The sequence below is a fragment of the Exiguobacterium sp. UBA6309 genome (assembly GCF_002439205.1).
Taxonomy (GTDB): domain Bacteria; phylum Bacillota; class Bacilli; order Exiguobacteriales; family Exiguobacteriaceae; genus Exiguobacterium_A.
Genome location: NZ_DJTL01000015.1, coordinates 36,543 through 54,610 on the forward strand (window position 1 = coordinate 36,543; position 18,068 = coordinate 54,610).

The following is an 18,068-nucleotide window of genomic DNA, read 5'->3' on the forward strand; positions in this document are numbered from 1 at the left end:
AAGTTCATACCCTCAATCTACCATAAGGAGGAATACAAGATGATTACCGAGCAACACATCATCGAAAAGATGCGCCAAGCGATGCAACGTATTGACCAAACAACAGGAGCTGCGCAAAAAGAACAGATTGCAGCGATGAAGGCTTATTGTGAATTACTCCTTGAATCCGAGGCGACGCCAAGTTCGACAATATCGCTTCCTACGTCAACGCCTCAGGCAACCCCAGCAGTCGATCCGATGTTAGCGCGTTTCATGGGTGTTTCGCAGGAAAAAGAAGAAAAAGGCACTTCATTGCTCGATTTTTGAATGAAATGACGCAATTCAGGGAATAACCATCACAGTTAAAATAAGAAAGGGAGATACGTCATGAAAACAGTCATCGTCATTGGAGCAGGACCAGGAAACGGATATGAAATCAGTAAACGATTTGGGCAAGAAGGGTTTCAAGTCGTTTGTGCGGCGCGGACACAAGAAACGCTTGCAGCCGTCATCACGGAACTAAAAGAAGAAGGGGTAGAGGCGGTGGGGGTAGAATGTGATGCTTCTCGAAAAGCCGATATCGCATCACTCATCGAATGGACAGAGGAGCAGTATGGACAAATCGATGTCTTAGTCTATAATGCTTCTATTTTACATCAAGCATCTCTCCTTGAAGTCTCGGCAGAACAGATTACGAAAGAGTTCGAGATCGATGTTCTCGGTGCACTGCATGCCGCACAACTCGTTGCTCCTTCGATGCAGGAACGAAAAGACGGCGCCATCCTGATTACAGGAGGTGGCGCTGCGATGCAAGCAATCAAATCGTTACCAGGGCTTTCGATTGGCAAGGCAGGCGTTCGTCAAGTGACGCACATGCTCCATGATACGTTGAAGGAAGACGGTGTCTACGTCGGAACCGTCACGATTGCGGGAGAAGTGAAGCGCGGAACGGCACTTGATCCGAAAAACGTAGCGGAAGCGTTCTATACACTTTATACAAACCGTAACGAAGTAGAGACGGTTCTATCAGCAGACTAACTTATGAACAAGAGAGCGTATGCGGGTTCGGACATTAACCGAATCCGTATTTTCATGGAAAGGAGAGAAATAGAAATGAGACGATCTGTATTCATAAGTTTACTTTTTTTATTCGTTCTCATCGGTTGTGCACCAGAAGAAACCGATCTGCTTGGCATCAAGCAACCAGACGATGAAAAGATTACGAAAGCGACGGTGCAACGCGTCATCGATGGGGATACATTAAAAGTGAGGCTAGCAGACGGGAAAACGGAGGATGTTCGTTTGTTGCTCGTCGATACACCGGAAACTGTTAAACCGGATACGCCGGTTCAACCTTATGGAACGGAAGCTTCAGCGTTTACAAAAGAGACATTACCGAGCGGGACAGCTATTCGGTTGGAGCGTGATCATTCCCGGGCTGACCGATACGGGCGACTGCTCGCATATGTCTGGTATGGCGATAAAATGTTGAATCAAGAGTTACTCCGAAAAGGTCTTGCGCGTGTGGCGTTCGTCTATGAACCAGACACACGTTATGTTGATGTGTTTGAACAGATCGAACAGGAAGCCAAGCAGGCAAAGAAGAAAATCTGGAAGCACGATGGCTACGTCACGAATCGCGGATTCAATGTTCAAGCGATTACAGAAACGAACTCCTGCGATATCAAAGGTAATATCAATCGGTCAGGTAAAAAAATTTACCATGTCCCGGGTGGTCAGTCTTACAATGAAGTGAAGCCGGAGCAACGGTTTTGTACGGAGAAAGAAGCACGAGAAGCCGGATTCGTCCGGGCAACACGCTGATAAACGCAAAAATAGCCATCGCTAGCGATGGCTTTTATCTATCATACAGGTGGTGGCGGTGGTTGATACTGCTGTACGTTATCATCTTCATCAAAGGAAATCGTGACATCGGTGATTCCTTTGAGGATGCGAATTTGCAATTCGAGTCGATCTTTAATGTCGTCCGCTTGCGCAATAGTCAAGTTGGGATCAACTTCAATCTCCGTTTCGACATGGAAGTGATCTCCTTCCTTGATGACTTCAAGTTTTTCGATGTCCCGAACCGCTTCATCACGTAACAAGATTTCACCGATTTTAGCCGTCAGTACTTCATCAACCTCACCGAGCGCACCGGCAGCATTTTGAATAAAAACATTATAGACGACATAAAACATCATGAGTCCAATCAAGATGGATGCAATGCCTTCTGCTTGATAAAACGATGTATAATGCGAAATCAGGACAGCGATAATGGCGATGACGCCACCAAGAGTTGCGACAAGATCTTCCATGAAGACGAGACGTGTCGCCGGTTTGGCTTGTCCAAGGTGGGCGAAGCTTTGACCAACAAGTGTCAGTCCGCTCGATTTGAGTCCCGTCTCATGCGCGATTTCTTTCATCGCTTTATAGAACACTCCGACTTCGAGGACAACACCAATGCCAAGTGCCGTCAGGATAATCCACAAACCACTCGTCTTTTCGCCAGGACCGTGTGTGATATGCAAGATGCCTTCCCGAATCGTCTCGTAAGCAAGCAATGCAACGACGATGATCGCAGCAAGTAAGACGAGATTCACAAGGCGACCGAAACCATTCGGAAACCGTTTCGTGGGTGCTTTTTTACTGAGAGCAGAACCGATGTAGACGAAGAACTGGTTCGCTGCGTCACCGATCGTATGCATCATTTCAGCGAACATCGCTACATTCCCAGTTAAGATATAGGCGACGAACTTGATCGCGGCAATGATCGTATTGACGATGGCGGCAGCAAGGGCTGACTTATTTCCGCGACGGATCAATGAGAAAAAAGTGGTCATGAGCGGTTCTCTCCTTGTCTACTCAAAATAGGTTAACCACGTCCTGCTTGGAAAGACGGATAAAGTGTCATGCCACCGTCGGCAAAGAGTGTGATCCCTGTGACATAACTTGCTTCGTCAGACGCAAGCCATGCGGCAACGGCAGAAATCTCTTCTGGTTTCCCGATGTTGCCCATTGGAATCATGCTCTCGACTTCCTTGCGTTGTTCTGGATCTTCGAATTTTTCAGCGTTGATCGGCGTATTGATCGCACCAGGTCCAATCGCATTAACCCGGATTCCTTTCGGTGCATACTCCATCGCAAGGGTTTGTGTCATCAATTTGACGCCACCTTTACTCGCAGCGTAGTGGACGAATGTCGGCCACGGAATGATTTCATGCACACTCGACATATTGATGATACTACCTTTGACATCATGTTCGACGAAGTACTTCAGTGCTTCTCGTGCCCCGAGGAAAGCTCCTGTTAAGTTGACATCGATGACTTTTTGCCAATCTTCGAGCGACATCTCGTGGGATGCTGACGGCATCTCGATTCCCGCGTTATTGACGAAAACATCCAACTGACCAAAGTGAGCCACCGTCTCTTTCAAAAGGTTGATCATATCATCTTCCTTTGAGACATCCCCTTGGACGATAAAGGCTTCCCCACCTTTTTCTTGAATCGATTCAGCGATTTTTTTCGCTTCTTCCGGGTGGCTGCGATAGTTGATGACGACACGCATGCCTTCTTCTGCATAACGACGAACGATAGCTTCACCGATTCCCATTGATCCACCTGTTACAACGGCAACTTTTCCTTTTAAACTTTCATACATGATGCTTCACTCCTTCATTTATTGTTTCGTAAATCCAATCATGATTCCACCAGCAACGACTAAAATACAACCGATAATGACGAAGGTCATCTCTTTCTTCGTTTTCGTTTCTTTCAGCAAGAGGACGCCACCAATCGTTGAGATGACGACACCTGTTTGAGAAAGGGAGAAGCTTGTTGCGACTCCAACTTTTGCCGTAGCAAACAGTAAAGCGACGTTTCCGACAGCCCACATGAGTCCACCAACTATATTGCCAGCTGTTTTCTTCGTGAAGAGGTCTCCTTCTCGTAAAGAAAGAAGAATGGCGCTGACGACCATCCCGATCGCTTGTGGCAATACGGCTTCCCAGCCATTAATATCAAACCAGCGGGCGATGACGACGTATCCGACATATCCGACAGTCGAGATGAGGAGGAGCGTCAATCCTTTGCCGATATTCTCATCTTCTTTACTCTTATCTTCCTTATAAGACGTGAGAGCTGCTCCGGCAATGATCAATACAAGCGCACTGATTCCGAGAATCAAGGCAGTTGTCGTTGACCACTCGCCAAAAGCAAGAACACCGAACAACGATGTTCCGACGAGTTGCATCCCTGTTGAGATAGGCATCGTCTTTGAAACACCCATTTGACGAAATGCGGCAAATTGATTTTTTTGACCAAGTGCCCAAAAGGCACCAGAAAAGAATCCGGCAACCCAAGCGGTCGTAGACAGCTCTGGGCTGACAAAAAAGAAGGTGACGATCGCGAAAAGCAACGCACCCAGAGTCGTACCGATGATTTGTTGCGCCGTTGAACCTCCGATTTTCGAAACGACAAGCGGTAACGATCCCCACATCAATGCGGGAACGATGGCAATTAGAATATCAATCAAGTGTTTCACCTCTCCTTACTATTATCTCTCTACTTGAAGTTGTACCCCACAAGGCGTTAGGAAAAACCTTATGGTGTGAAGATGAATTATTCTGAAATAAAAAACGTCCACCGAGGTGGACGTGTACGGTCGTTTCATTTAGCGAAATGGTTCATCGGCGATCCGGACGATTTGTCGTCCAATCCGGCGACCGTTCCATAAAGCGATGACAGCGATCGTCAAGGAAATGCCCATGACGTCGTACTGCGTAAAATAATAGCCGAGATAACTAAAAGGCAGGCTGATGATCCCGACGAGCGAACTCGTCCACTGTCGGATTTTGAGTGACTCGATGTTCGCAACACGAGAGAACTTTTGTTGCTCCATGATCCGCCAACGTGTCGGTTCGCTTAAGGCATCGTTAACAAGACGCGGGAAGGCGAGCAATCGCGCGCCGTAAGAACCAGCAATCTGTAGGTAACGGTTTTGATTTTTCCCTTCGTCATCGAGCCAGCGTCGAACCATTGGTTTAGCGAGTTCCAGCAGGTTGATTTGCGGTGAAAGAATCTGAAGGATTCCAAGAATCGTTGATGCGGCACGTCCAAAGAAAGCAAACTCAGCAGGAAGCTGGATTGGTTCATTTCGGACGAGCAATTCGATATCGGATAAGACCTTCTCGATCAGTTTTGTATCCACGTTTTCCATATCACTTTCGAGATAGAACGTGACTGCTTTTTCAATTGCTTGTCGGATATTTTGCTTATTCGCATTTGGCAATAAGAATCGTAGATCTTCTAAACCATCGACGATCGCATCGTAATCCAATGTGACGAAGGACTGAAGAATCCGCTGGATCGCGCGCATATCATCGGGCGTCGTCGCTCCGATCATCCCAAAATCAAGCAAGACGATTTTGCCGTCGGACTGGACGAGGACATTGCCTGGGTGCGGATCGGCGTGGAATTTCCCGCCGAACAGTAATTGTTCCCCAGCGTTCAAGAAGAGATTACGTGCTAGTTCGTCACGATCAATCTGATGTTCCGCTAGATAATCGAGATCCGTGATGCGTGTCCCTTCGATCCATTCCATGACGAGCACCCGATTCGTGCAATGTTCTTCATAATAACTCGGGATATAGATGACGGGGTTCGTTTCATACATCTTTTTAAAGTAGAGACCGTTTTTTAATTCGGTCCGGTAATTCAATTCATCCCCGATGACGAAGACCATTTGGCGATATAAGCTTTGCAAATCAGTCGATTTGTTTAACGACGTCCGGCGCAACATGGCAATGACGATACGCATGGCACGGAAATCGGTTTTGATGATTTGTTCGATATTCGGTCGCTGGACTTTGATCGCGACTTTTTTACCATTTGATTTTAAGGTTCCGCTGTACACCTCACCAATCGAGGCAGAAGCGACAGGACGGGAACTGATATCCGAGATGATTTCTTCGATCGGCATACCCCAATCCTCTTCGATGATCTTTCGTGACTCTCCAAGTTTACTTGAAGGCACTTTATCGACCAGTTCGGTCAGTTCCATCAAGACGGATGGGGGGAACAAATCAGCTCGAATCGATAAGAATTGACCGAGCTTGATCAGTAATCCTTCCAACCGTAATGCTTTTTTCTTATAGTCACGCGCAATTCGGATCATGATGCGCTCAAACTCTTCATTGTTCGTACCTGGCCGGTTTTTCCGGGTGAATCGATAGATCGTAAAGATGTAACGTGCGAACATCGTCACGATGACGACGATGCGATAAAGCGCCCAACGTTTCATACGGTCACCTAGCTTCCTGTACAGTTTGTTTCAGTATAGGTTACTTTACCTAAAAACGTCACTCGCAAACGGTCGAAACGGTGACAGAAAATTAATGCTTTACGGAAACTAAAAAGAGAGTATAGTAAGTATTGGAATTTCTTTGTAGAAAGGTGAAATGTGCGCATGTCCTGGGACTTATTGAATATCATCGGCACGGTCGCTTTTGCGATGAGTGGTGCGATCGTCGCGATGGAAGAAAAATATGATTTATTCGGCGTTTGGTTACTTGCTTTGATCACAGCATTTGGTGGTGGTGCCATTCGTAATCTATTGATTGGTGTACCAGTATCTGCTCTCTGGTCGCAAGGTGGTCTCTTTTTAGTCGCGATTCTCGTTGCGTTGTTGATTTTCATGTTACCCCAGTTGTTCTTGCCGCACTGGACACGTTGGGGTGTCCTCGCGGATGCGCTCGGGTTGTCTGCGTTTGCGATTCAAGGCGCCCTGATGGCAACAGCAAAAGGACTGCCACTGTCAGCGACGATTTCGGCTGCTGTGCTGACCGGTGTTGGTGGTGGTGTGATTCGCGATTTGCTCGCAGGTCGGAAACCACTCGTCCTGCATAAAGAGATTTATGCGATGTGGGCTGTCATGGCTGCACTCGTGATTGATCGCTTCCAATTGACGAATCCCCTACATTTGTTCACATTGCTTGGACTCATCACGGTTTTACGTATGCTATCGTATTATTATGAATGGAATTTACCAGCACGACGGTTAGGGGGAGAATAAGTATGAAAGTATTCATTATGATTGGCGCGATCTCGATGATGCTATCGGTCGCACTAGGTGCATTCGGTGCACACGCCTTAAAAGATATGTTGACGGAGCGGATGCTTGCAAACTGGCAGACAGGCGTACTTTACCAGATGGTACACTCGCTCGGCATCCTAGCACTCGGAGGACTCTTATTAAAGGCATCGATCCCACAATGGTCATTGGCTGCATGGCTGATGCTCGCTGGAATCGTCTTCTTCTCAGGTAGTCTGTACGTCATGGCATTGACGAACGTGACGAAACTGGGTGCCATCACACCAATCGGTGGCGTCTTGTTCATCGCGGCGTGGATCTTTGTCGCAATTGGTGCCTATAAAGGATTATGAGAACGGACCGTGTTTCTTCACTCATGGAGAAACACGGTCTTTTTCATATGAAAAACGCCTACTCACGATAGAGTAGGCGTAGGTATTAAAACGGATTCACCGCTTTGTCGTTTGTGTTTTGTTTAGCTTCGATAATGCTTGCTCATAGCGATCCAGTACACGATCTGCAACCGGTTTCAGCTCTTTTGAAAGCACAGCGAATTGCAATTCACGCGATCGTGTCGATCGGTTCATAGCATTCCCCATGGTAATTCCTCCTTACGTCATTCAACTTACTGTTTTATAGCCGCAAGGAGTATATTCCCATGAGATATTTCAATCAAACGTCATTCAACACATTAAAGTGCAAAATGAGTATTTAATTGTTCACTTTCGAGACGGTTGCCGATGAAGAACTCACCAAACTCACCGTACTTCGCGCTAACTTCGTCAAAACGCATTTCATAAACGATTTTCTTGAACTGGAGAATGTCGTCTGAGAAGAGTGTGACGCCCCATTCCCAATCGTCGAATCCAGTTGATCCACCGATGATTTGCTGAATCTTCCCAGCGTAACTCCGACCGATCATCCCGTGACGGTACATGAGCTCTTTACGTTTTTCCATTGAAAGCGTGTACCAGTTATCGCCATCGCGACGTGACTTGCTCATCGGATAGAAGCAGATGTGCTTCGCTTGCGGCAAGATCGGATAGAGACGATCACGCACGTAAGGATTCTCGTATGGGTTTCCTTCTCCTGAACCACGATACGTACCGAGTTCAACGACAGAGACGTAAGAGTACGTAGGAATGAGGTAATCGTATAGATCAAGTTTCTGCATCTTGACTTCGACGTCTTGGATTTGTTCCATCGTTGGACGAAGAACCATCAAGACGAGATCCGCTTTTTGACCGATGATCGTGTAAAGTGCATGGCTGCCGTCTTTTGTCGCTTCGACGCCAGAAAGCTCTGCGAGGAAGGCTTGGAACTCTTCAATCATACGCGCGCGGTCTGTCGCGTCGACTTGTTTCAAGCGTGACCAATCGATCCGGCGGAAATCATGTAATGTATACCAGCCGTCGAGTGTTTCAGCGGCTTGTTGCGTAGCAGTCGGTTCAGATGTTTGGTGTTGCATGGGATGACCTCCTGAGTCTGAAATAAATTGTTTTTTTCCATATCCTATCTTATCACATTCTATTGAAACGCTTCGCCCGAAAAGGTCTTTGTCCATGAGATCGTAACACATGAAAAAAGCAGAGAGAGGGTAAAAGGGGAAGTGGAGATTACTTTGTTTGAAAATAGTCTCTGTACCATTCTTGAAAATGACTGTAATAGTCTGTGAATATGGCTTCAGTGCTTTTGTTAGATAACTTTTTTGCAAATTGTTTTAACAACGATTGAGAACTGTGTATAATAAACGATGGAAAAGAAAATCGATCAAATCGACGACGTCGTGTTTACTTAAAAAGGAGAGAAACTCATGCAATTATTCGATATGTTAGAACAAAAGATTAAAGCGCACCAACCGAAAATCGTCTTCCCAGAAGGAATTGACGCGCGTGTTCTTGGCGCAGCTGTCCGTTTGAAAAAAGATGGTCTCGTCACACCGGTCGTCATCGGACCACGTGTACAAATCGAAGAAACAGCAGCAGCGAACGGCATCGATGTCACGGGACTTGATACGATCGATCCTGCTTCTTACGCTGGAATCGATGAGCTTGTCGCATCGTTCGTTGAGCGTCGTAAAGGGAAAGCAACAGAAGAGCAAGCACGTGCTGTCATCTTAAAAGATGTGAACACGTTCGGTACGATGCTCGTTCACACAGGGCAAGCAGAAGGTCTTGTATCGGGTGCGATGCACGCAACAGGCGATACAGTGCGTCCAGCACTTCAAATCATTAAAATGCAAGAAGGCTATAAAAAAACATCAGGCGTCTTCATCATGGTACGTGACGATGAGCAATACGTCTTCGCAGACTGCGCAATCAACATCGCACCAGATGCGAACGATCTAGCAGAGAACGCAATCGCATCTGCGAAAACAGCGAAAACATTCGGGATCGACCCGAAAGTGGCATTGCTCAGCTTCTCGACAAAAGGTTCAGCAAAATCACCAGAGACAGAGCGCGTCGTTGAAGCAACGCGCATCGCGAAAGAACGTGCACCAGAGCTTGCAATCGATGGCGAACTCCAATTCGATGCAGCATTCGTTCCAAGCGTCGCGAAATCAAAAGCACCAGAATCAGATGTCGCAGGTCAAGCGAACGTCTTCATCTTCCCAAGTCTTGAAGCTGGAAACATTGGCTACAAAATCGCACAACGTCTTGGTGGATTCGAAGCAATCGGTCCGATCCTTCAAGGTTTGAAAAAACCGGTCAACGATCTTTCACGCGGTTGTAACGAAGAAGATGTCTACAAGCTCGCGATCATCACGGCAGCACAAGCAGTCGAAGAACGCCAAGCCTAAGCACGGTGTGAAAAAGTCTTTACTTTTTCGGGAAACCCCGTACAATGGTACACATCACGAAAATCACGAAACGTAAACGTATAGCAACGCTCGTATAATAGTGGGAATTGGCCCACGAGTCTCTACCGGATCGCCGTAACGGTCCGACTACGGGTGGTGAGTTACTGCTCTCTTTTTTGGCGTACAGTGGCTGCCCCCGGGTAGCGGCTGTACGTTTTTTCGTTTTTAAAGAGGAGAATGCATGTATGAAACGTCTACACGATATGATTAATCAAGAGGGAATCGTCTTATCGGAGCAAGTATTGAAAGTGGATGCTTTTTTAAACCATCAGGTCGATCCAACCTTGATGTGGGAAATCGCTTATGAGTTCATGGATCGTTTCCAAGATGCCGGGATCACGCGGATTTTGACGATCGAAGCGGGTGGTATTGCCCCGGCAATGATGACGGCGCTCCGTTTAGGGGTACCGATGGTCTATGCCCGTAAGACGAAATCGGTCACATTGAACGAAGGAACGATTTCAGCTGAAGTCTTCTCGTTTACGAAACAACAGACAAGTACGATCACGGTCGCAGAAAAATATCTGCAACCGGGTGAACGTGTCTTGATCATCGACGATTTCCTCGCAAACGGAGAAGCGGCGTTTGGTCTCGCTCGTCTCGTTGAACAGGCAGGGGCAGAAGTCGCTGGATTTGGAATCGTCATTGAAAAGTCGTTCCAACCGGGACGTCAAAAACTGATCGAAGCTGGATTCCGTGTCGAGTCACTCGCGCGAGTTGAGTCATTGAAGGACGGAAAAGCGACATTCGTCGACTCGGTGACCGTATGAGACTATCAAACTTCAAAGCAGCCAGTCTCGGACTTCAGCATGTGCTTGCGATGTACACTGGAGCAGCTGTTGTTCCACTGATCGTCGGGAGTGCGATCGGATTGTCAGGAGAAGAACTTGCTTATTTAGTGGCGATTGATCTCTTCATGTGTGGCGTTGCGACCTTATTACAAGTACTCGTCACGAAATACACAGGTGTTGGTCTTCCCGTCGTACTCGGTTGTACCTTTACAGCAGTCGGTCCAATGATCGCGATTGGAAGTCTTCAAGGCATTACAGCGATTTACGGTGCTTTGATTGCCAGTGGGCTGATCATTCTTGTCATTTCAGGCTGGTTTAGTAAGATCGCGGTCCTGTTCCCACCGGTCGTCCTTGGTTCCGTCGTGACGATCATCGGGATTTCCTTAATTCCGGCTGCGATCAACGATATCGGAGGCGGACAGGGAGCGAAAGACTTTGGTGACTTACGTTACCTCGGACTCGCCGGATTAACGATCGTCTTGATTTTAATCTTGAATCGCTACGGCACGATCTTCTCAAAAGCGGCAGCTGTCTTAATTGCTGTGATGATCAGTACACTCGTTGCATTTGGCATGGGAATGATCGACTTCAGTCCGGTGGCAGAAGCGTCATGGTTCCAAATGGTGACACCGTTTTACTTCGGTGTACCGACATTCAATGCAACTGCCATCTTGACAATGACGCTCGTTGGTCTCGTCTCGATGGTTGAATCGACAGGTGTGTTCTTGACACTTGGTGAAATCACGGACCGTCGTTTGACGGATAAGGATCTAGCGCGTGGCTACCGAGCAGAGGGTGTCGCGACGATCGTTGGCGGTATCTTCAATAGTTTCCCTTACACGACCTATAGCCAAAACGTCGGTCTCGTTCAGTTGACTGGCGTAAAGACACGCAAAGTCATTTTATTTGCGGGTGGATTTTTGATCTTGCTCGGCTTCTTACCAAAAGTAGCGACGTTTACGACATTGATTCCAAAACCTGTTCTTGGTGGAGCGATGTTGATCATGTTCGGAACGGTCGCGGCAAGCGGGATCCGTATCTTATCACGGGTCGATTTTTCGAAGAACGAGCACGTCATCACGGTGGCACTCGCGCTCGGAATTGGTCTAGGAATCAGCATGAATCCTGAAATCGTAGCAGGTCTCCCGTCAAAAATTCGCGTTTTGACGGATAGCCCGATCGTCGCTGGTTCACTAACAGCATTGCTATTGAACGGGATCTTCCGATTGACCGGGAAGTCCGAAACAGCAGATGTGCCACTTGCTAAAGTTGAATAACAATTGTAACTTTCCGAAAGGAGCTATCCTGTATACTACATAGTAGCAGGTAGTTCCTTTTTTATACTGCTAACGTAATCAGAATATTCCGAGTATGTGGATTTAATGAAAATATACATTGAAAACGTTTACAAAATCGACACATCTTCTTTATACTGACAACGTAGCGGTACGGGGAACTGCTAAGAAACAAACAGAGACTGGAAGGACGTCGTAAAAATGAAACAACAGACAGAGTTGAATCGGGGACTGGAAGAGCGTCACATTACACTCATGTCGCTGGGGGCGGCAATCGGTGTTGGACTCTTCCTCGGATCAGCGAAAGCGATCCAATTGGCAGGTCCAGCAATTTTACTAGGCTATCTCATTGGTGGAATCATTATCTTCATCATCATGCGAGCACTTGGGGAGCTTGCAGTGCGGGAGCCGATCGCTGGTAGTTTTGCGGAATATGCCCGAAAGTATGTCAGTCCATTAGCTGGTTTTTTAACGGGTTGGAATTATTGGTTACTCTGGATTTTTACGTGTATGGCGGAAATCACAGCAGTCGGTATTTACATGAAAGTATGGTTCCCGGATTCTCAGGGGTGGGTATGGGCACTAGCAGCACTTGTTTTGATGACGAGCATCAACTTCATTGCTGTTAAATTTTATGGTGAATTCGAATTTTGGTTTGCGTTGATTAAAATCGTCGCGATCGTCGCCATGATCATCTTAGGGACCTTGACGATCGTCATTGGTCTTGGAAACGGCGGCACACCGGTTGGGATTTCGAACCTGTGGTCACATGGAGGATTCTTGCCAAACGGTTTCACTGGTGTACTTCTTGCCATGCAGATGGTCATGTTTGCCTTCTTAGGGATTGAAGTGATTGGGGTCACAGCAGGGGAAGCGAAGAACCCGAAGAAAACGATTCGAAAAGCCGTTAACAACGTCTTCCTTCGAATCTTAGTATTTTATATCGGGGCGCTCTTCGTCATTTTATCGATTTATCCATGGGATCAAGTCGGTGCGAACAACAGCAGTCCGTTCGTATTATTATTTGATTCACTTGGTATTCCATCAGCAGCCGGCATCATCAACTTCGTTGTCTTAACGGCGGCACTATCATCATGTAATTCCGGTATCTTCTCGACAGCCCGGATGATGATGAACTTATCCGAGAACAGTGAAGCGCCACGTCGTTTCTCAAAAATCTCAAAAAACGGTGTTCCAGCACTTGCAACGATCTTGTCAGGTGTTGCCTTACTCATTGGTGTCGCTTTGAACTACTTCTTACCGGAAGATGTTTTTGCGATTGTGACGAGTATCGCGACGTTCGGAGCCGTTTGGACATGGGCAATGATTTTGATCGCTCAGATGCGGGCGCGGAAAGTACACGGTTCAGCAGAATTTGGTGTTCCGTTCTTCCCGGTCGCCAACTACCTCGCGCTCGCGGCGCTTGCCGGTGTCATCGTCTTGATGGCATTTGACGCAAGTACACGGATCGCGCTGGTCGTTGGACCACTCTGGTACGTGATTTTGATTGCCGTCTATTATGCAAGAGGAATGCATAAAGAGACACGTCAATCGACGCGTCGAGCATCAGGAGAATAATGAGATGGGCGGATCTGCAAACGGGTCCGCTTTTTCATCACTTCGTATCAAACGGTTTCGTTTTGTTTTGATGATGAATTTGCTACACTTACGGCAGAACCATACAGGAGGTCATACGAAATGAAAACGATTCATGTAGACGAGTTACAAGAGCGATTAGAGGCAGGTGAGGCGTTGCATGTCGTCGACGTCCGTGAGCAGGATGAATACGATGCAGGACATATTCCGAACGTCCGCCTCCTTCCGATGTCTGAGATCGGCGAACGCTATACGGAATTGCAAGAAGGCGAAACCTACTACTTGATCTGTAAAGCGGGTGCGCGGAGCGAAAACGTCGGTCGTTTCCTCGAGCAATATGGATACGACATCGTCAACGTCGAAGGCGGTATGATGAACTGGAAGGGCGATCAAGAAGCATAAGGGTAAGCGTTACTAAGGAAGACGACTCGAACTGAGTCGTCTTTTTTCATGTGAACTAGTACACGTTTATCGATTTTTCTATGAACATTTTTCGTTATTGTTCCGATAGGGAGGGTAGAATAGCGAGTCCTTGCACTCGAGAATGGAGTGACACATGGAACAAAAGATCAAACGAACAATGAGCATCAAACAAAAATTAATCGTGACATCGATTCTACTTTTGATGATTCCTGCATTAGTAATCGGCTTTGTCGCATATGACCTCGCGAAACAAAAGATGACGGAACAGATTCTTCAATCTGCTCATAGTGGAGTCGACCGGATGAATGATGAAATCCAAAACATCATTGATCCGATGCGGCGCGATGTCGCCTTTTTTGCGGACCGAATTGACGGAACGCTTTATCAAAAAGGAAAACAAAATGCTGCGTTACAGGAAAAAATGACAGAATATCTCGACATGCATCCGCAGGCGGCGAACATCTATTTCGCGACGACGGACGGGGATATGAATATTTTCCCGGAACAGGTCATGCCAGATGATTATGATCCACGGGAACGCTCGTGGTATCAATCGGCAGAAGAAGCAGGTGGCAAGGTCGTCATCACGGATCCGTACGTCGATGCTGCCTCGAACAAGATGATGGTCACGCTCTCGCAGACAACTGGTAACGGAAAAGGTGTCGTGGCGATTGATGTCGATGTCGACCGGATCGCGGAAATCGCGAAAAAGATCAAAATCGGAAAAGAAGGATACGTAATGATTCTTGATTCTACGAAAAAAATCGTTACGCATCCGACATTAAAACCAGGTGAGAAAGCGACAGGCAAATGGGTGTCATCACTTTACGCTAACCCAGCAGGGCAGTTTGGCTATGAGTTTGAAAACAAAGGCAAACAGATGGACTTCATGACGAGCGACCTGACGAAGTGGAAGGTTGCTGGAACACTGTACGATCATGAAATCACGGGTGCGACATCTAGTATTCTTTGGACGACGCTTGCTGTCATCGGCGGGATGTTGCTCGTCGCAGCCATCTTCATCTACTTCATTCTTCGCTCGATTCTTCGCCCGCTCGGTCATTTAACACGTGGAGCAGAACGGATTCAATCTGGTGATTTGACGGAGCCCGTCATCGTTGAATCAAATGATGAGGTCGGTCAAGTCGCCCAAAGCTTTAACGTCATGGTTGACTCACTCCGTTCGATCATCATTAATCTCGATCAGTCGATTACACAAGTAGCTGGCTCTTCTCAGGAATTGATGGCGAACTCTGCCCAAACGACTTCCGCTTCTGAGCAAATCGCGGGATCGATTCAACAGGTCGCAGCAGGGGCGGATCAATCGAAACGTCAACTCGATGCGAATGCTGTTTCGCTCCAATCGATTACAGCAGGCATCATGCGAATCGCTGAGAGCTCAACCGATGTCTCGGAATTGTCACGTTCAACGGCAACAGAAGCCGAGAATGGAACAGTTGCTGTGCTGAAGAACGTTGAGCAGATGAAAGAAATCGATGCCTCCGTTCAAAACTTCGGTGGTGTCATCAGCTCACTCGCCCATCGTTCGAATGAAATCGGAAAAATCGTCGATGTCATCAACGGTATCGCTGAGCAAACCAATTTGTTAGCACTGAACGCAGCAATCGAAGCAGCACGCGCAGGCGAAAATGGAAAAGGATTCGCTGTCGTTGCGAGTGAAGTGCGTAAACTAGCAGAGCAATCACAGGATTCAACGAAACAGATTGCACAGCTGATTCAAAACATTAAACAGGAGACGGATCAGTCGGTCACGATGATGAAGGAAGTCTCAGGACAGACGAAAGCCGGTTTGTCGACGACAGAAGCATCAGCAGAGCGTTTCCAAAAGATTCTCGAACGAACGCAGGAAATGACGCCACGGATCGAAGACGTGACGGCGACGGTCGAAGAAATTGCAGCGAACGTCCAAGAGGTTTCTGCCTCTGCAACCGAAATCGCCCATATCGCGCAAGAGAATTCATCGGCGTCGAAACAAGTGGCGGCGACGACGGAAGAGCAGTTGAGTGCGATGGAAGAAATTTCGCAATCCGCTAAAGCATTATCCGATATGGCGGAAGAACTACAGGTACTCGTTGCCCGTTTCCGTGTTTAAATGATCAAATCAAAAAAGGCAAGGAAGCCCGTCTTCCTTGTTTTTTTGTCTGTCAACATTCGGTGACAAACGGAACAAATAGCTTATAATCCCTGTGAATCTCGGCTTGAGACAGTGTTAAATCGGGAATTTAATTAGTATCTAACACTTCGAAGGAGGTGGGTACGGTGAAGCAGTTTCGTAAAATAAGAGAGTGGCAAGATGCAGGTCTTTTGGATGAAGCGACCGTTGAACGAATCATGAACTATGAAAAGCAACGTTCAACGAAACAACGCCTTCCGCTCTTGTTGATTGTTGGAGGGACCTTCGTCGTCTTGGCTGTATTCAGCTTTTTAGCTGCCAACTGGCAAGCGATGCCGATCGGCTGGAAAATCGGACTCGTCGTAGCACTCATGTGGATTTGTTACATCATGGCGGATCTTTCGGAACGTCGTCGTATTCTTCATCCGGTCGTCTTTCGAATCGGTGGAATCCTAGCGTTTGGCGCCTCGATTCTCGTAGTTGTTCAAAGTTTTCACTTGCCGATGGAAGGATCACTGCTCAGTTGGTGTATGTTTGTCGCCGCGTTAGTGCATTATATGCTTTGGCGTCATGAAGCATATGGTGTCGTCGCCTTCCTATCCGGATGGACGATCTTTACGAGCCTTGGTGGTTTTGGTCAGGAGCAGGCGAGTTATCTCGACTGGACATCGTTCGGTCTGATGGTCGTGTTGTCGTTCAGTTGGTTTTACTTCAGCCAACGTCTGCCGTCGCTGTTATTTAGCTGGCTGTTTCTTTTTTTCAGCGGTCTATCCTTGTTTCTCCTCGTATCATATGACGGATTCCTTTGGCCGATTTGGACGCTATTTTTGCTTGTTCCAGTTCTCTGGCTTGTTCGTGAGGAATCCAATCGCCGTATCGTCGAGATGGTCTATCTGGTCGTCGCTGCTATCAGTTCGATCATCTATTTATCCGTTCGTGCGGAATCAAACGTCGTATTACCCTCCGTGACAGAAGCGGTACTGTTAGCTATCGTCTCCACCGGTCTAGGAATCTTTCTCTATCAAAAACGTCGTGGATTGTTGTTCATCGTACCGCTTGGATTCGTCGGAGTACTCTGGATTGATGAACAGGCAATTCTACTTGCCATTCTCTTTGAATTATCCGCGCTACTGTATCTGTTATATCGAGAACGCCGTCATGCAGTCGTCTGGCCAGCCTTTCTCTATTTCATTCTCGTTCAAATTGCGATATATGTCATATATGCATGGGATCGTTTAAACATGTCCTTATTTTTCCTCATTGGTGCGCTCCTCATCTTCCTATTGTCCGGTGTCTTATGGTGGTTACGCCGTAAAGGAGGTGTGGCGTCATGAAGCGTTATCTGATACCAATATTGCAGACATGCGCCGTCGGTCTGTTGATCGTCAGCTTTTTTGCGACCTCCTGGTTCGGGACATCGTACCGTTTTCGGGCAGAACCGTTTGATCCGTTTGATCCCGTTTACGGCGAATACGTGATGCTTCAGTACCCAGATTTAAAACCTGGTCCGTGGATTCAAAATGGACGTGTCTATGTCAGCTTCAAAACGGATGCTTCCGGTTATGCTCAAATCGATCGGATTTCGAATGAACGATTCTTCGGAAGTGTCGCCGGCGATTATTACGATCAATATGTATCGATTCCGCAGTTGACGCAGTATTATGTCGAACAGGGAAGCGGAAAACAATACGAAAAAGCAAAAGCACTGGAAGTCCGTGCGGATGTGTCACCATGGGGAATGATCCGGACGACGAATTTAAAGATTTCTGAGTAAAAAACCTTGCGCCAGGAATAAAACGGTTGTACTATTAATTTAAATTTTCAGACAACTTAATTTGCATGTGTAGATGGGAAGAGTAAAGTGATCAGAAATCGATAGAGAGTCTCTGTTGCTGGAAATGAG

The 18,068-nt window shown here is 47.1% G+C and carries 19 protein-coding genes and 1 riboswitch; of the genes, 13 read left to right on the forward strand and 6 right to left on the reverse strand.

What is annotated here, in order from left to right; all coding sequences use genetic code 11:
- Positions 1-39: 39 nt before the first annotated feature.
- The 3 genes from B3M90_RS04055 (at position 40) to B3M90_RS04065 (ending at position 1,803) form a co-directional block, all read left to right on the forward strand.
- Positions 40-306, forward strand: a complete 267-nt coding sequence (locus tag B3M90_RS04055; protein ID WP_214856262.1) for a DUF5327 family protein — start codon at positions 40-42, stop codon at positions 304-306.
- Between the two features lie 60 nt (positions 307-366).
- Positions 367-1,017 (forward strand): SDR family NAD(P)-dependent oxidoreductase, encoded by a 651-nt coding sequence (locus B3M90_RS04060; protein WP_290782722.1) that lies wholly within the window; start codon positions 367-369, stop codon positions 1,015-1,017.
- 75 nt (positions 1,018-1,092) lie between these two features.
- Positions 1,093-1,803: a thermonuclease family protein gene (locus B3M90_RS04065; protein ID WP_290776352.1), complete on the forward strand. Its 711-nt coding sequence runs from the start codon at positions 1,093-1,095 to the stop codon at positions 1,801-1,803.
- Between the two features lie 41 nt (positions 1,804-1,844).
- Here the strand turns inward: B3M90_RS04065 and B3M90_RS04070 are convergent, their stop codons facing one another.
- The 4 genes from B3M90_RS04070 to B3M90_RS04085 form a co-directional block, all read right to left on the reverse strand.
- The gene (locus B3M90_RS04070) at positions 1,845-2,819 is read right to left on the reverse strand and encodes a cation diffusion facilitator family transporter (RefSeq protein WP_214856255.1); all 975 of its coding nucleotides are present in this window, start codon (positions 2,817-2,819) and stop codon (positions 1,845-1,847) included.
- A 32-nt stretch (positions 2,820-2,851) separates the two neighbouring features.
- Positions 2,852-3,637, reverse strand: coding sequence for an SDR family oxidoreductase (locus B3M90_RS04075; RefSeq protein ID WP_290782724.1), 786 nt, complete (start codon positions 3,635-3,637; stop codon positions 2,852-2,854).
- Positions 3,638-3,655: 18 nt separating this feature from the next.
- Positions 3,656-4,507 carry a GRP family sugar transporter gene (locus tag B3M90_RS04080; protein ID WP_290782753.1) on the reverse strand — a complete coding sequence of 284 codons (852 nt, stop codon included), beginning with the start codon at positions 4,505-4,507 and terminating at the stop codon, positions 3,656-3,658.
- A gap of 141 nt (positions 4,508-4,648) precedes the next feature.
- Positions 4,649-6,277: an ABC1 kinase family protein gene (locus B3M90_RS04085; RefSeq protein ID WP_214856253.1), complete on the reverse strand. Its 1,629-nt coding sequence runs from the start codon at positions 6,275-6,277 to the stop codon at positions 4,649-4,651.
- Positions 6,278-6,442: 165 nt separating this feature from the next.
- Here B3M90_RS04085 and B3M90_RS04090 point away from each other — a divergent pair, with 165 nt between their 5' ends.
- Together B3M90_RS04090 and B3M90_RS04095 are read left to right on the forward strand one after the other, a co-directional pair.
- Positions 6,443-7,048, forward strand: a complete 606-nt coding sequence (locus B3M90_RS04090) for a trimeric intracellular cation channel family protein (RefSeq protein ID WP_023466752.1) — start codon at positions 6,443-6,445, stop codon at positions 7,046-7,048.
- A 2-nt stretch (positions 7,049-7,050) separates the two neighbouring features.
- A complete protein-coding gene (locus tag B3M90_RS04095) occupies positions 7,051-7,419 on the forward strand; it encodes a DUF423 domain-containing protein (protein ID WP_023466753.1) in 369 nt (122 codons plus the stop codon).
- Between the two features lie 96 nt (positions 7,420-7,515).
- Here B3M90_RS04095 and B3M90_RS04100 read toward each other — a convergent pair whose 3' ends face one another.
- A complete protein-coding gene (locus B3M90_RS04100) occupies positions 7,516-7,665 on the reverse strand; it encodes a hypothetical protein (RefSeq protein ID WP_023466754.1) in 150 nt (49 codons plus the stop codon).
- A 92-nt stretch (positions 7,666-7,757) separates the two neighbouring features.
- Positions 7,758-8,534, reverse strand: coding sequence for a hydrogen peroxide-dependent heme synthase (hemQ, locus tag B3M90_RS04105; protein WP_290782726.1), 777 nt, complete (start codon positions 8,532-8,534; stop codon positions 7,758-7,760).
- A gap of 345 nt (positions 8,535-8,879) precedes the next feature.
- Here hemQ and pta point away from each other — a divergent pair, with 345 nt between their 5' ends.
- From pta to B3M90_RS04145, 8 genes are all read left to right on the forward strand, one after another.
- A complete protein-coding gene (gene pta, locus B3M90_RS04110) occupies positions 8,880-9,866 on the forward strand; it encodes a phosphate acetyltransferase (RefSeq protein ID WP_290782728.1) in 987 nt (328 codons plus the stop codon).
- Positions 9,867-9,936: 70 nt separating this feature from the next.
- A riboswitch (purine riboswitch) is annotated at positions 9,937-10,036 on the forward strand.
- A 75-nt stretch (positions 10,037-10,111) separates the two neighbouring features.
- Positions 10,112-10,696, forward strand: coding sequence for a xanthine phosphoribosyltransferase (locus tag B3M90_RS04115; RefSeq protein ID WP_290756166.1), 585 nt, complete (start codon positions 10,112-10,114; stop codon positions 10,694-10,696).
- On the forward strand, positions 10,693-11,994 hold the full coding sequence (locus tag B3M90_RS04120; RefSeq protein ID WP_290782730.1) for a nucleobase:cation symporter-2 family protein: 1,302 nt from the start codon (positions 10,693-10,695) through the stop codon (positions 11,992-11,994). The genes B3M90_RS04115 and B3M90_RS04120 overlap by 4 nt, the downstream gene beginning before the upstream one ends.
- A 219-nt stretch (positions 11,995-12,213) precedes the next feature.
- A complete protein-coding gene (locus B3M90_RS04125; RefSeq protein ID WP_290782732.1) occupies positions 12,214-13,590 on the forward strand; it encodes an amino acid permease in 1,377 nt (458 codons plus the stop codon).
- Positions 13,591-13,710: 120 nt separating this feature from the next.
- Positions 13,711-14,010 (forward strand): rhodanese-like domain-containing protein, encoded by a 300-nt coding sequence (locus B3M90_RS04130; protein ID WP_035411426.1) that lies wholly within the window; start codon positions 13,711-13,713, stop codon positions 14,008-14,010.
- Positions 14,011-14,164: 154 nt separating this feature from the next.
- Positions 14,165-16,144: a methyl-accepting chemotaxis protein gene (locus tag B3M90_RS04135; RefSeq protein WP_290782734.1), complete on the forward strand. Its 1,980-nt coding sequence runs from the start codon at positions 14,165-14,167 to the stop codon at positions 16,142-16,144.
- Positions 16,145-16,311: 167 nt separating this feature from the next.
- Complete coding sequence (locus B3M90_RS04140; protein WP_214856245.1) at positions 16,312-17,499, forward strand: DUF2157 domain-containing protein; 1,188 nt, start codon at positions 16,312-16,314, stop codon at positions 17,497-17,499.
- The gene (locus B3M90_RS04145) at positions 17,496-17,939 is read left to right on the forward strand and encodes a GDYXXLXY domain-containing protein (RefSeq protein WP_214856243.1); all 444 of its coding nucleotides are present in this window, start codon (positions 17,496-17,498) and stop codon (positions 17,937-17,939) included. Before B3M90_RS04140 ends, B3M90_RS04145 begins: the two co-directional genes overlap by 4 nt.
- Positions 17,940-18,068 lie beyond the last annotated feature (129 nt).